Origin of the sequence: Streptosporangium sp. NPDC049644 (assembly GCF_040675205.1) — a bacterium.
In the GTDB taxonomy this organism is placed as follows: Bacteria; Actinomycetota; Actinomycetes; order Streptosporangiales; family Streptosporangiaceae; genus Streptosporangium; species Streptosporangium fukuiense.
Map to the genome: position 1 here is coordinate 1 of NZ_JBFAOJ010000148.1, position 14,203 is coordinate 14,203.

11 protein-coding genes are annotated in these 14,203 nt (G+C 72.6%); 5 read left to right on the plus strand and 6 right to left on the minus strand.

The genetic code is table 11. The features are described 5' to 3' along the window. Nucleotides 1–123: 123 nt before the first annotated feature. Nucleotides 124–675, minus strand: coding sequence for a ferritin-like domain-containing protein (locus AB0J58_RS41790; RefSeq protein ID WP_343965401.1), 552 nt, complete (start codon nucleotides 673–675; stop codon nucleotides 124–126). A 324-nt stretch (nucleotides 676–999) separates the two neighbouring features. On the opposite strand from AB0J58_RS41790, the gene AB0J58_RS41795 reads away from it, so the two are divergent. Together AB0J58_RS41795 and AB0J58_RS41800 are read left to right on the plus strand one after the other, a co-directional pair. Further along, complete coding sequence (locus tag AB0J58_RS41795) at nucleotides 1,000–2,013, plus strand: LacI family DNA-binding transcriptional regulator (protein ID WP_364226719.1); 1,014 nt, start codon at nucleotides 1,000–1,002, stop codon at nucleotides 2,011–2,013. 278 nt (nucleotides 2,014–2,291) lie between these two features. Continuing rightward, complete coding sequence (locus AB0J58_RS41800; protein WP_364226722.1) at nucleotides 2,292–2,987, plus strand: neutral zinc metallopeptidase; 696 nt, start codon at nucleotides 2,292–2,294, stop codon at nucleotides 2,985–2,987. Between the two features lie 189 nt (nucleotides 2,988–3,176). On the opposite strand, the gene AB0J58_RS41805 is transcribed toward AB0J58_RS41800, so the two are convergent. The 4 genes from AB0J58_RS41805 to AB0J58_RS41820 all read right to left on the minus strand — a co-directional run bounded on the left by AB0J58_RS41805 (nucleotide 3,177) and on the right by AB0J58_RS41820 (nucleotide 8,807). Beyond that, nucleotides 3,177–4,580, minus strand: a complete 1,404-nt coding sequence (locus tag AB0J58_RS41805; RefSeq protein ID WP_364226725.1) for a hypothetical protein — start codon at nucleotides 4,578–4,580, stop codon at nucleotides 3,177–3,179. A gap of 207 nt (nucleotides 4,581–4,787) precedes the next feature. Next, entirely contained in the window at nucleotides 4,788–4,928 is a 141-nt protein-coding gene (locus AB0J58_RS41810) for a hypothetical protein (protein ID WP_364226728.1), read from the minus strand. A 149-nt stretch (nucleotides 4,929–5,077) separates the two neighbouring features. After that, a complete protein-coding gene (locus AB0J58_RS41815) occupies nucleotides 5,078–7,837 on the minus strand; it encodes an AAA family ATPase (RefSeq protein WP_364226731.1) in 2,760 nt (919 codons plus the stop codon). A gap of 652 nt (nucleotides 7,838–8,489) precedes the next feature. Continuing rightward, complete coding sequence (locus AB0J58_RS41820; RefSeq protein WP_343965421.1) at nucleotides 8,490–8,807, minus strand: L-rhamnose mutarotase; 318 nt, start codon at nucleotides 8,805–8,807, stop codon at nucleotides 8,490–8,492. 528 nt (nucleotides 8,808–9,335) lie between these two features. Here AB0J58_RS41820 and AB0J58_RS41825 point away from each other — a divergent pair. The 3 genes from AB0J58_RS41825 (at nucleotide 9,336) to AB0J58_RS41835 (ending at nucleotide 13,723) form a co-directional block, all read left to right on the plus strand. Beyond that, on the plus strand, nucleotides 9,336–10,826 hold the full coding sequence (locus AB0J58_RS41825; RefSeq protein ID WP_364226734.1) for a rhamnulokinase family protein: 1,491 nt from the start codon (nucleotides 9,336–9,338) through the stop codon (nucleotides 10,824–10,826). A gap of 222 nt (nucleotides 10,827–11,048) precedes the next feature. Beyond that, entirely contained in the window at nucleotides 11,049–12,284 is a 1,236-nt protein-coding gene (locus AB0J58_RS41830) for a CoA transferase (RefSeq protein ID WP_364226739.1), read from the plus strand. Beyond that, on the plus strand, nucleotides 12,281–13,723 hold the full coding sequence (locus tag AB0J58_RS41835; protein WP_364226736.1) for an amidohydrolase family protein: 1,443 nt from the start codon (nucleotides 12,281–12,283) through the stop codon (nucleotides 13,721–13,723). The genes AB0J58_RS41830 and AB0J58_RS41835 overlap by 4 nt, the downstream gene beginning before the upstream one ends. 55 nt (nucleotides 13,724–13,778) lie before the next feature. Here the strand turns inward: AB0J58_RS41835 and AB0J58_RS41840 are convergent, their stop codons facing one another. Further along, complete coding sequence (locus tag AB0J58_RS41840; protein WP_350954893.1) at nucleotides 13,779–13,970, minus strand: hypothetical protein; 192 nt, start codon at nucleotides 13,968–13,970, stop codon at nucleotides 13,779–13,781. Nucleotides 13,971–14,203: the final 233 nt, after the last annotated feature.

Below are 14,203 nucleotides of genomic sequence, written 5' to 3' on the forward strand. Positions count from 1 at the left end.
CGCGGCGCCGCACGCCTGTGCGGCGCCGCGGGCGCGTACGGCGTGACGCGGGCGCGGCTCGGCGGAGCGGAGCGCCACGCGCGGAACCGGCTCGCGCGGTGGCCGGCCCTGTCGAACCGCCGCTCAGTCCCGGCCGCCCAGCGCGCCGGGAAGCCGCTCCAGCAGGCTCTTCAGGTCGTCGGCGTGCTCCTCCTCCTGGGCCAGCAGATCCTCGAAGATACGCCGGGTGGTCACGTCTCCGTCGCCGAGCCAGTTGACGATCTCGGTGTAGGAGGCGATCGCGATCCGCTCGGCGACCAGGTCCTCCCTGACCATCTCGATCAGGTCGAGGCTGTCGTCGTACTCGGCGTGTGAGCGCGCGGTCAGCGTCTCGGGGTTGAAATCCGGCTCGCCGCCGAGCTGGACGATGCGCCGGGCGAGCCTGTCCGCGTGTTCCTGCTCCTCCGCGGCGTGCTCCAGGAACTCCGCCGCCACCACCCCCGCGTGGATGCCCGAGGCGGTGTAGTAGTGCCGCTTGTAACGGAGCACGCAGACCAGCTCGGTCGCCAGGGCCTCGTTGCACACCTGGATCACCCGGGGCAGGTCGGCACCGTAGGCGGCCGTTATCGGCCCCTTGTCGATCTCCTGACGCGCCCGCGCCCGGATCTCCTTGATATCAGTGAGGAATTCAGCCATGCGCCTGCCCCTACCCGGAATCGGCCTCTTTTGACATCCTTCTTCGCGGGTACCGCTCGACGGTTCGAGCGTCGCCGTCCCAGGTGGCGGAGGGGCCGACGGGGGTGGCGGACGACGATGGACCGTGCGGTCCGGCGCCTTCCGGGTCATGCCTGGACGCGGGGAGCGTGAATATTTCTGCCACTCACAAAAATTTTCCACGCTCGAACCGGGCGCGAAATATCAAAGCGTGTGCGACGCGCCAGAAGAGGCTCGGCCGAAGGGCTACGAGCACGCCTCAGGCGTGGAGCGACACTCCGAAAGGTTTCGGATATGCTGCCGAGCATGTCAGGTAAGCCTCGGGTGACGATCGCCCGCATCGCCCAGGAGGCCGGGGTCTCCGCGCCCACGGTCTCCAAGGTGATCAACGGCAGGTCCGAGGTGTCGCCGGAGACCCGCAGGCGGGTCGAACGGCTCCTTCACAAGCACGGCTACGTCCGCCGCGCCACCGGCGCCGACGGCCCCGTCGGCCTGGTGGACCTGATCTTCGCCGAGTTGGAGAGCCCGTGGGCGATGGAGCTCATCCGCGGGGCCGAGAGCGCGGCCGCGGAGGCCGGGGCCAGCATCGTGATCTCCGTCCTGCACACCCACGCCGGTCCCGGCCGTGACTGGCTCGACCGGCTGGCGGCCCGCCGCACCGACGGCGTGATCATCATCGGCTCCCGGCTCTCGGCTCAGCAGTACGGCCAGCTCAACACCCGCTCGATCCCCTTCGTGGTGGTCGACCCCGAGGGCGAGCCGGCCCCCGGCGTGGCGTCGGTGGGCGCGACCAACTGGCAGGGCGGCCTGAACGCGACCCGGCACCTGCTGGAGCTCGGCCACCGCCGGATCGGCATGATCGGCGGCCCGCCCGACGTGCTGTGCAGCCGCGCCCGCATAGACGGCTACCGTGCCGCGCTGGAGACCGCGGGCGTCGAGGTCGATCCCGCGCTGATCCTGCACGGCGACTTCCTCGTCGGCTCCGGCCACGACCACGGTCACGCCCTGCTCTCGCTGCCCGACCGCCCGACCGCCATCTTCGCCGGCAGCGATCTGCAGGCCTTCGGCGTCTTCGAGGCCGCCAGGCAGCGCGGACTGCGCGTCCCCGACGATCTGAGCGTCGTCGGCTTCGACGACCTGCCCCTTTCCAGGTCCGCCTGGCCACCGCTCACCACGGTCCGCCAGCCCCTGGAGGAGATGGCCTTCCTCGCCACCCGCATGGCACTGGGCATCTCCCGCGGCGAGGCTCCCGAGCCTCGCCGGGTCGAACTCTCCACCGACCTCGTCGTCCGGGAGAGCTCCGCGCCTCCGGCGGGCTAGCGCGCGAGTCTCACCGAGCTTCACCGGCGGCCTGCCGTGGCCGCCTCCGGAGCGCCGTCAAGGAGGCGCCGTCAAGGAGGCGCCGTGCCGCCGCTCCCGCTTCACGTCAATTACGACGCGCCTCTAATCCCGCCAACTCCTACGGCGAATTACCCCGATATTTCATGCGATCTCGCGATAACACTTCTCCCCTATTACCTTTTCTCATATGGTGACCCTGCCGTAAAAAGCCCCCGAATAATACCGGTATGTGGCCACCAGTGACAGGGGAGAAGCCCATGGCCGCTTCACGATGGAGAATCACTCGTCTCGCACTCGTCCCGCTGCTCACCGGCGTTCTGATCGCGAGCCTCACCGGGACCACGACCGCCGCGACGAGCGGGAACGCCCCGCTGAACGCCTCCTCCGTGAGGAACCTCGACGACATCAACCAGGACATTCGCAGCGCCCAGTACGTCGTCAATCGTTTCTGGGCGACGCACTGGTCCGAGTTCTTCCCCGGCTGGTATTCACCCCCGCGCGTTCTCGGCGGGTACGACGGCGCGCGGCGCAACGCGCCGAGATGCAATGGAGATCCCCTCCCCGACGACAACGCCCTGTACTGCTGGCCGCCCTACGACTTCATCGCGTGGGACGTCGACCTGATGCGAATGGGATACCGGCAGGGGGACGCCTGGGTCTACCTGATCATCGCGCACGAATGGGGCCATGCCGTCCAGGCTCGTATTCCACGGAGGCTGCTGTCCCGGCGAGTCGAACTCCAGGCCGACTGCCTCGCCGGGGCGACCCTCTTCGGAGCCGCCGAGGACGGCATCCTGTTCTTCGAGACCGGCGACACCCAGGAGATCGCGGCGGCCCTGCGGCAGCACGCCGACGACACCCCCTGGACCGACGTGAGCGACCACGGCAGCGCCTCCCAGCGCCTGAGCGCCTTCAACCGGGGCGCGCGCCGGGGCGTGGGGGGATGCTTCTGACGAAGGGCTCTCCCGGGATCCCGGCCGTCCTCGCGAATCCGCCCGTTCGGACGCGCTCCCCGGCCCGCGCGGGTCCGGCCCCGCGCGGGACGCCGACCCCGTCACAGGCCCGTGATCCCTCCGCGGCGGGTCCGTACCGGATCGAGACGGTCCCGCGCCGTGCATCACGGGTCCAGGGCCTCTCCGCCGTCAGGCGGAGCTGTGTGCCGGACCCCACCTCGCCTCGGCCGGGAATCCTCTGCCCTTGAGGCGGCGAAGGGGGTCGGCCCTCTTCCTGGAGAGCGACTCGGCGCCCCGCCGGTCGTCCGGCAGCACCTGCCAGATGGGATCACGCCGGATGACCGGCCGGTTCCGTTCCGGCTCCGCCTCCGAGATCGGCGTCCAGAGCGTGCGGACGCCATGCTCGTTGACGAGCCTCAGCAGGGTCCGGCACCCCGGGCAGCGGATCCTTCCGGTGCCGAGCTCCTCTCGCCGGGCGGTGAAGTAGCCGTAGTGGTCCACCCCCCGCTCGTCCCACGCCAGATCCATGTGCCGATCCCAGTCGACCTCCGCGGCGGTTCCGCCCTTCGGGGCACAGACCGGGCAGGGCACCCGCATCTCCTCCCAGAACCGCGGGCCGGCGAGTTCCGGATCGCGCCTGCCGACGTGCCTGACCGTTCCGGCGACGATCCTCCCTCCGTCCGCCGCTCGCCCGCGGACCTCCGGAGCGGTGGTGATCGGATCGGAGTTGTTGATGAGCCTGGCGAAGCGATCCGCGTGGACGTCACCCAGGCGGGGGACGCCCAGGACGGTACGGGCGGTCAGGTGTTCCAGTCGCCGGATGGCGCCCGAGGGCCGGGCGACGTACGCGGAGGCGATCATGGGAGGCGTGCAGCCGCGTGGCAGCAGCCACAGCGTGGCCAGCAGTTCGCTCACCGCCCAGAACGACGTGAAGTAGTCGGCGGCGGGATGGACGATGACCCTGCCGGTCGCGATGATCTCGTACATCAGCCGTGCCACGCCTTCCCACATCTGCTGCCGCGTGACCACCTCGGCCGGGTAGGAGTACTCGCGGGGCGGCACCATCCGCACGGTGACCGCGTGGGCCTTCTCGAAGGTGGCACGCCACTCCTCCGCCTTCCGGCGCCCGCCGTCGTGGAAACTGAGAAAGTAGTCGGCCGGGTTGTCGAACATCCAGTAGTGCCCCGGCGGGTGCGGCGACGGCGCCCGGTCCGCCCCCAGCGCGCGGCGCAGGTGCCGCTCCAGCCACTCGCCCAGCGCCGGGTTCTCCAGGGTCTCACCGTGGACGGGAGCGTGGCTGGCGCGGGTCAGTACGTTGCGGGGCAACGGGCTGCGGCTGAGCACGATGCTGCCGGGGTCGAGCTTGGCGCGCGTGTCGAAGGCCGCGTAGACGTCCTCGGCCCCCTCGACCGAGCAGTCCCACACCACGAAGGTCGACGTCCGCCGCGCCGCGAGCGCGACGGCCCCGCCGATGCCGGGAGGCACCACCACCAGACCGATCCCCAGCCTCGCGCAGATCGGCCGTATCCAGTCGTCCAGCAGGTCACGGCCGCTCTCGGTCGGCGGCACGAAGGCCGTCAGGGTGGCGTTCACCCGGCCGTCCCAACCGGCCCGGCCTGCCCGGCCGGTGCCGCCGGCACGCCCTGCGGCCGGTGGTCCACGCGGCCCGTCGCCGGCCGGCGAACCCGCCGGCGTCGCCGGCCATCCCTCCCGAGGCTGTACCTGGAACCCATCTGATGCTCTCCCCTTGGCATGACGTTCTGTGAACGGCTCTCTCCGGCAGCGGAGGGTGTGCGGCGATCACCTGTCCAGATGGTTCTCCAGGAGGGTGACCAGCTCGATGACCCCGTGGAAGGGGAGAGGCGGCTCGGCCCCCTCGGCCTCGACGGTTCCGGCGAGGTGACCGGTAGCGGTCCTCTGGACGTCTATGGTCAACCGCATTCCGGCCTCCCGTCGGCGGCGCCGCTCTCCTGGCGCTCTGGCAGGCGCTCACGGTAGTCACGGGAGACGCGGAAGGCATCCGGGTGGCACCCCTACGGATCAACCGGCGGGCTGCGACATACCGGCCCTCTCCGTACGGGAGTCCCCGGTTACTCGCCAGGGTCGGACAGGACGGCGCGGAGCTCGATCCTGCTGGTGACGTTCAGCTTGGCGTAGACGCGGTTCAGCTGTGTCTCCACGGTGCTGATCGCCACCGAGCGCCGCTGCGCGATCTGACGGGTGGTCATGCCCTCGCGGACCATCGCCACGACCTCGCGTTCGGCCCCGGTGAGGCTGCCGAAGGCCGCGCTGGGACCGTCCACCGACAGCCTGAGCTCCCCCGCCGTCTTCCGGGCGAGGTCGGCGTAGGCGACGGCACCGGTGTGCTCGAAGGTGGCCAGCGCCCGTCGCAGCGACCGCTCCGCCTCGGCGTGCCGGCCCCGGGCGTGCAGGGAGCGCGTCGTCACCAGGTCGATCCTGCCGGCCTCGATCGGCAGACCCACCTCTCCGGCCAGGGCGAAGGCCTCCTCACAGTCCCGTACGGCACGCGCGTGGTCACCGCGGGCGGCGGCGATCTGGGCCCGCACCCTGGCGATGGACATCAGCGTTGAGCGGCGCCCGCTGGAGGCGGCCCGGTCGGCGAAGGCGCCCAGGGCGGCGTCCGCCTCGTCGAGCCGGCCGAGCTGGGAGAGCGCGTCGGCGCCGACCGGGCCGAACAGGTGGGTACCGGGCTCCAGCGAGTCGTAGTGGAGCTCGATGGTCTCGGCCGCGCCGAGCAGCCGCTGGGCGTCGCCCTGGGCCTGGGCGATCGCCGCCCGCGCGCCGGCCGCGTAGGCGAGGCTCACCCTGCTCTCGACGATCGGCGCCCACTCCGCGGCCTGGCGGGCGTGCTCGCGCGCCCGGCCCCACTCTCCCCTGGCCGCGCGGGGGTAGCACGCCAGGGAGTGCAGGAGGGCGTAGTCCCAGACCCGCTCGTTCTCCTCAGCGTCGCCGACGGCGAGCCGGGTGAACCTGACGGCGTCGTCGAGCCTGCCCCGCCGGTATTCGACCTCGCCCAGGAAGCCGAGCGCCTGACCCACCCGCAGCGCCTCGCCGCGCGTGGCCCGCGCGACGCTGTCATGGAGGTCGCTGAAGGCTCCGTCGAGGTCGTCGGTCCACAGCCGGATCATGCCGCGGGCCACCAGACCGTCCAGCCCGGCCGCCGAACCTGGCAGGTCGGCGTCCACCAGGGACCACAGCGCCTCCTCGGCCCGTCCGGCCAGGGTCCAGCCCAGGGACTGGGCGAACCAGGCGAACGCCCGCACCCACGGCTCGCGGCTGCCCGCCGCGACGGCCGCCGTGCCGTACTCGACCATCTCGGGGTAGGAGATCTCGACCACGCCGATGATCGCCAGCTGGGCCGCGATGCGCGCCCGCAGGTCCGCGGGCGCGTGCGGGCTCTCCGCCCCGCCGTGCCCGGCCGCGCCCAGTGCCTTGACCAGCAGCAGCCTGGCCTCCGCGACGCGTCCGGAGATCAGAGCCTGGTAACCGGCGACGTAGTCGCGCCAGGGGCCCGCCGGCGCGGCGAGGACCTCGCCCTCGTAGCGCCTGGCGACGGTGGCGTCACCGCAGACCAGCAGGGTCTCGGCGGCCGTCAGTACGCGGGCGACCCGATCGGGCCCCGGCGGGGTCAGTTCCGCGGCGTGGCGGGCGTAGACGGCCGCCAGCGGCAGCCTGCCCCGGGACAGCTGGGCCTGGGCCTCGTCCTGGGCCAGCGCGGCGAGCTCACCGTCCGTACCGCCACCGGAGGCGGCGATCCCGTGCCAGAGCGCGCCCGGACCTCCCAGCAGGGCGGCGTCGCGGTGCAGGGCACGGCGGCGCTCGACGCCGGAGTCGTAGTAGATGCGGTCCCAGACCAGCAGTGTGGTGAAGGCGAACTCCTGCCCCGCCGTCCCCGGGATCTCCTTGAGCAATCCGGCACCGACGGCCTCCGTGAGAGGCACGGTGACGTCGGCGACACCGGAGAGCGCACGCAGGTCGGCCAGGCGGAAGCGGCGGCCGAGCACCGCCGCCGCGCCCACGACCTCGCGGGTGCGGCGGGCACACGACGCCAGCCGCGCCACGACGGCCTGCGTCATACCTCGAGGGGCGGGCAGCGGGCCGTTGCCGAAGTTGATCGAGCGCATCTCCACCTGGTCCAGCAGGAGGATCGAATGCTGCGCGTTGCCGTCGGTGTGCTCGTGCAGTCTCCTGGCGCCTGAGGGGGTGAGGCCGTCGTGGCCTGTCGCGACGGCGAGCCGTACGAGATCCTCGGCGGAGAGCCCCTCGACCTGGAGCAGGCGTCCCTGCGGCGAGTCGAAGATGCGCTCCCAGCCCTCGTGGAGTTCCAGGGGTGGCGCGTCCGGGGCCGCTCCCGGCGCGTACCCGGGAGCCTGGTGGAGGACCAGCAGCATGACCTGGGCGTTGCGCAGGCGCCGGGCCGCCAGGCGGAGCGCGGTCATCGACTGCCGGTCGCCGCAGTGCGCGTCGTCGACGACCACGATCAGAGCGTCCGCGGCGGCGAACTCCGCCGCGAGGGCCTGGCCGACGAAGGCGGCCTCGGCCTGGCCGGCCAGTGTCCGGGCGAGCGCCGGGGTCGGCAGTTGCTCGGCGATCTGTTCCAGCACTCCCCAGGGATGGGCGAGCGCGTCCTCGTCGCCGAAGGCTCGCACGGTCCGCACCCCGGGAACGGTCCGCAGGAAGCGCTCGACCAGCTCGGTCTTGCCGACTCCCGCCGTTCCCCGGACACCCACGATCCGTGCGTCGCGGCGTCCGGCCGCTCCCCACGCCTCCCCGAGGAAGTCGAGCTCCCGCTTCCGGCCGATGAACAGCGGAGAGGTTCTGCCGAGCAACGCAGCGCTCCCTTTTCACGTTTCACATGTTCTTGACGGTGATTATGAATCAGAGATCAACCCGTCGGCACTGATTTCACCTGAAGATTCTCCGCGGAGTGAATCCGAATGAATTTCACATCGTCGGCGACGAGTGCGGATTCCGCCCAAGGCACGAACGCGAGGGCACGCAGGAAAGCGGGCCGCGATCGCGCTGACCACCGGGATCCGGCTCCGCGGGAGACCCGCTGCGCCCGGTATCGCAGACTCCCACCTGCTCTTTTCCCGACCTCACCGGCTGATTTCCCGCGCGGGGAACGATCCGCGCTCGGGAGGGGGAGCGATTCACGAATACGGTCGACCCTAAAACGACCGCCACCCTTGATTCCCACACACATGGTATGGATTTTCCGCGCTCGGCGAGTTCCGCGCCCGGTGAGTTTACGATGACACGAGGTAATGGCTCGCGCCATTACGCAGGGCACACCGCGGGTGATTCCCTCGCCACCGATGGTCAGGTCCCGCTCGCCTCGGGTTCAGCGGCGCCTGGCCGTGTCGCAGGCCGGCCGGCGGCGACGCGGTAACAGGGTCGAACACCTCGAACCGCGTCCCCGGATCGCCGTACGCCCCAGGGGGTCTCGATCACCCGCGCCCGTAGTGGGCCCCTCCCCGATCAGTCGAGGTGGAAGACCTCCTCGAGCGAGACCATGCCCTCGTCCGGGCGGCCGTCGAGGCTCTCGAAGAACGGCGCCATCTCGGCCTGCCATCGGGCGTTGACCTCTGTCGCGGCCATGGCCTCGCGGGCCGCCTCGAAGTCCTCGGTCTCCAGATAGCCGACCAGCAACCCGTCCTCGCGCAGGAAGAGCGAGTAGTTGTGCCAGCCGGTGGCGCTCAGGGCGTCGAGCATCTCCGGCCAGACGGCACGGTGGCGCTCGCGGTACTCCTGGAGGCGCTCCGGCCTCACCTTCAACAGGAAGCAGACCCGCCGCATGGGATCGCCCTTCTCGGATGTGGCCCGCGCCCGGACTCGCCGGGCACGGACTGTGCCGGTGGTGTCCGTCAGCACAGGCAGGCCTCTACTGAAAAACGATTTAACACATTGAAGCTGGACACTAGAACCAAGCTCCCGGGGGTGTCAATGGCGCATGAACATGCTGTTTCCTTAGCGTTACCCGGCATGCGCCCCGGCCGGCCCCGTGTCTCCGAGGGCCCGCCGCTCTCCACCGCCGCACATCCGGGCCACCATCTGTTGCCACGTTTTAAACATTTCGACACCTCGCGTGGCCTCCGCGACAGTGCCGGCCGCCCCGTGAGCGCGGCTCGGCGGAGGCAGGTGATCGTGGCCCCGGCGGCCGGTCACCGCCCGGATCACGCAGGCCCACCTCAGGTCGCCGGGCAGCAGGGGCACCGCCTGATCGGCTGTCCAACTCGCCGTCTGGTTCAGGGAGGAAGACGACTCCATAAGCCGTCTCTGACATATCACCCATATCAGGAAGGGCTTTCCGGCTACGCTTGGACCGTGCCCGTCTACGTGGCCGTGGATCTCGGAGCTGAGAGCGGCCGGGTGCTGACCGGCGAATTCGATGGTGAACGGCTCGCGGTGCGGGAGGTGCACCGCTTCGCCAACCGGCCGGTCCGCGTCCTCGACGGCCTGTACTGGGACGTGCTCGGGCTGCTCGCGCAGACGCGCGGAGGCATCGCGCTGGCCGCCGCCCGCGGTCGTGTCACCAGTGTGGGCGTGGACGCCTGGGGCGGCGACTTCGCCCTCCTCGACCGTGACGGGCGGCTGCTGGCCAACCCCCGCCACCACCTCGATCCCTACACCTCCGGCCTGGCGGGCCTCGTCTCCTGGCAGGACCACTACGAGCTGACCGGCATCCGCCCCGGGCCCGGCACCACGGCCTGCCAGCTGCTGGCGCACGCCGGATCGCCGCTTCTGGAGGCGGCCGACCACCTGGCGATGATGCCGGACCTGTTCACCCTCTGGCTGAGCGGCGAGATGGTCACCGAGCGGACGATCGCGAGCACCAGCCAGCTGCTGGACGTCAGGACCGGCCGCTGGGCGAGCAGTCTTGTCACCCGTCTGGGCCTGCCCCGTCACCTGTTCGCCCACCGGATCACCGAGCCGGGCACGGTCGCGGGGCCTTTGCGGGAGAAGGGCGGGGACGGCCCGGGTGGAGTCGTGGTCGTCGCGGTGGCAGGCCATGACTCCGCCTCCGCCGCGGCGGCGCTTCCCGTCTCGTCCGGCTCTGTCGGCTACGTCTCCTGCGGCACCCGCTCGCTGGCGGGACTGGAGCTCGACGCCCCGGTCACGAGCCGGGCGGCCAGGCTCGCGGGTTTCGGCAACGAGGGCGGCGTCATGGGGACCGTGCGATTCACCCGCGCCCTCAACGGCCTGCTGCTGCTCCAGGAGTGCCGCAGATCCTGGGGCGTGCGCACCTCGTACGCGGACCTGGTCGCCGAGGCCGCCGTCGCGCCCGCCTTCGGGCCGCTGATCGACCCCGGCCACCCGTGGTTCCTCGAACCCGGCGACATGCCGGCGAGGATCGCGGCCTACTGCCACTCGACCGGGCAGGCGCCGCCCGCCGGCCGCGCGGAGACGGTGCGCTGCGTCCTGGAGAGTCTCGCGTGCTCCTACCGCTGGGCCCTGGAGCAGGCCGAGTTCCTCAGCGACCGGCGGGTGGAGGCCGTGCACCTCGTAGGGGCCGGGGCCTCCAGCGAGACGCTGTGCCGGCTCGTCGCCGACTTCGCCGGACGGCCCGTGCTGGCCGGTCCCGTGGAGGCGACCGCCGTGGGAAACCTGCTCATCCAGGCCATGGCCGACGGCCGCATCGGCTCCCTCACCGAACTGCGCGAGGTGGTCCGCCGCTCGTTCCGGCCCCGGCCGTTCCCACCCGGCCGCGAACGGGAGCCGTACGAGATCGCCTACTCCCGATACCGGCAGCTGACCGGGATAGACAGATTCCATGTCGATGCGGGACCCGGGCTGGGCACCGGCCGGGAGCGCTGACCCGTAGGCGGCCGATCGGCTTCTCGACCCCGTCCGGCGAGCGGTGGCCTACGTGCCCCGACACCCCGTGCCTCCGGCCGTGCCCGGCGGCGCCGTCTGGCAGGTTCCGTCCGTGAGGGCGTTCGTCGTGACCGGGCCTCGCCGCTTCTCCGTGTGGGACGTCGAGCGAGTGTATTGTCGTTTTATGCCTGCCACAGCCCCCTTGTCCGATCAGCGGGCGTGATGATCCCCGACCCGTCGGCCGACTGGGCGCGCAGCGGCGTCGTCCCGCTGACCGGCCGTGAGAACGGCCCTCCGCTGGTGCCACCGGGTCGTGCCGCCACCGTGGCGCGGGAGCTGGCCGACCGTTTCGCCGAGTTCGCCGGGGTGCGGTTGGACGGTACCCGGTTGCTGTCGGAGCGTGCCGCCTTCACCGGCCACCGGCGAGGTGGGGCCGTGTCGGCTGGAGGCGCGTGCCGGCTGCTGCGCACCGCCGACGGCTGGGCGGCGGTCTCCTGCGCCCGCCCCGACGACCCGGCGCTACTGGGAGCGCTGGTCTGCGCGGACGTGGGCGACGACCCGTGGCCGGCGGTCACCGGCTGGCTGCGCGAACACACCGGTGCCGAGCTCGCCGAGCGGGCGGCGCTCCTCGGCGTCGCCGCAGGCCCGGTCCGGCACCGGGCCGTTCCGCCCGCCCCGCTCACCCCGCCCGCGCCGGCGACGCCCCGGCCGCCGGACGGTCTGCTCGTCGTGGACTTCAGCGCGCTGTGGGCGGGCCCGCTCTGCGCCCACCTGCTCGGCCTGGCCGGTGCCCGGGTCGTCAAGGTGGAGACCCCGTGGCGGCCGGACGGCGCCCGGGGCGGGAACGCCGCGTTCTACCGGCTGCTGCACGCCGGGCACCGTTCGGTCGTGCTCGACCCCCGCACCCCCTCCGGACGGCACGCCATGGCCGCCCTGGTCGGCGCCGCCGACATCGTCATCGAGGCGTCCAGGCCCCGCGCGCTGGCCGGTTTCGGGCTCGACGCCGAGACCGCGGTCGCCGCCGGCACCGTCTGGATCTCGATCACCGCGTACGGGCGCGGGAGCGACCGGGTCGGATTCGGTGACGACGTCGCCGCGGCGAGCGGACTGGTCGCCCATGACGCCGACGGGACCCCGCTGTTCTGCGGCGACGCGATCGCCGACCCGCTCACCGGCCTGACCGCCGCCGTCCTCGCCGCGACGGCGCCGCCGGACGGCACGGGCACGCTGTGGGACGTCTCCATGTCCGACGTGGTCGCCGCCACGCTGGATCCCGCCGCGGCGACGCCCCCGAGCCCGGTGGCCACCCGGTCGCGAAACGGCGGCTGGGTCGTCGACACCCCCTCCGGCCCGGCCGACGTCGCCGTCCCGCTGCGGCGGGCGGCGTCCGGAAGGGCGCCCGGGAGCGGGGAGCACACCGCCGAGGTGCTGCGCGAGCTGGGCGTCGTGTCCCGGTGACCGGTCTGCTGCTGCGCGACGCCGAGCTCGACGGGCACACCGGGGTCGACGTCCGCGTCGAAGACGGCCACGTCGCCGAGGTGGGCGTCGCCCTTGGCCGCCGGCCTGGAGAGGCCTGGTACGACTGCCGGGGCGGCGCGCTGCTGCCCGGGCTCTGCGACCACCACCTGCACCTGCACGCGCTCGCCGCCTGGAGCACCTCGGTGCGCTGCGGCCCTCCCGAGGTGACCGGGCCCGCCGCGCTGGCCGCCGCACTGGCCGCGTCCGTCCCCGACGAGCACGGATGGATCCGTGGTGTCGGGTACGCGGAGACGGTCGCCGGCGACCTCGACGCCACCGCGCTGGACCGCCTCCGTCCCGACCGCCCGGTCCGCGTCCAGCATCGCAGCGGCGCGCTGTGGACCCTCAACACCGCGGCGATGGCCGTGACCGGCCTGGCCGGGGCCGACCACCCCGGCGTCGAGCGGGACGACCACGGCCTCCCCACCGGACGGCTCTGGCGCGCCGACGGCTGGCTGCGCTCCCGGCTGCCGCCCGCCGGACCGCCCGACCTCACCCCGGTGGGCGCCGCCCTCACCCGCTTCGGCATCACCGCCGTCACCGACGCCACCCCCGATCTCGACGCCGGCGCCGTCGCGGCGATCACCGAGGCCGTGCGTGGCGGGGCACTGCCCCAGCGCGTCCATCTGCTCGGCGTCCCGCTGGACACCCCGGACGGGCACGATGACCCCGCGGGGCCACCGGGCCCGTCCGTCGGGCCGTACAAGATCGTGGTCGCCGATTCCGGGCTGCCCGCACTCGACGAGCTCACCGGCCGGATCCGGGCCGCGCACGCCGCCGGGCGCGCGGTCGCCGTGCACTGCGTCACCCGCGAGGCGCTGGTCCTGCTGCTGGCCGCGCTGGACGACGCCGGTTCCCTGCCCGGTGACCGGGTCGAGCACGCCGCGCTCGTACCGGCCGAACTCGCCCCGGAGATGGCCCGCCTCGGCCTGCGCGTCGTCACCCAACCGGGCTTCCTCGCGCACCGGGGCGACGACTTCCTGCGGGACCTCCCCGCCCGGGACCACCGGGACCTGTACCGCTGTGCCACCTTCTTCCGGACGGGCGTACCCGTCGCACTGTCCAGCGACGCCCCCTACGGCCCGCTCGACCCCTGGGCCGTCATCGGCGCGGCGACCCGGCGGCGCACCCCGTCCGGGCGGGTCGCCGGTCCGGGCGAGCGGCTCACCTTCTCCCAGGCCCTCGGCGCCTACCTCGCCCCGCCCGGAGAGCCGGGCGGTCCGGCCCGGCGCGTCCGTCGCGGCACACCCGCGGACCTCGTCGTCCTGCGCACCCGCCTCGCCGACGCGCCCGCCGACCCGGAGCCCGTCCGGGCGGTGCTGGTGGGAGGCCACCTCGTCTGGGACAGGCTCGGCGGCGCGGGAGCCGCCGGCGGGTAGACGCCGTACGCCGCCGCCCGGCTCCTCATGGACGGCCGGCTGGCGCGCGTCGAGCTCAGCCCTTCAGGCCGGTGTGGGCCAGGCCCTCGATGAACTGCCGCTGCGCGAGGACGAACACCACCAGCACCGGTAGCGCGGTCATCGAGGCGGCGGCGAGCTGGACGTTCCACATCGGCCCGCCGTAGGCGTCGACGAACTGGGTCAGTGCCTGCGGGAGGGTGAACCTCTCCGGCGAGGAGAGGTACACGATGGGTTCGAGTTGAACTCCTCCCCGGCCTGAACGCCGTGGATTCTTCCCGTCGCGTCGGGTTAGGCGGCGCGCGGGGGTTGACGCTTCGCAGACCGGGCGTTCCCGAGGTCTCCACGTCCTGACACCGCTGTTCCATCGGCGTTGTTGATGTTGATCGCGGCGTTGGTGTCGGCATGGCCGACCCACCCGCACTCGGGGTTGGTGCAGGCGAACACGGTTCCGGCGCGGCC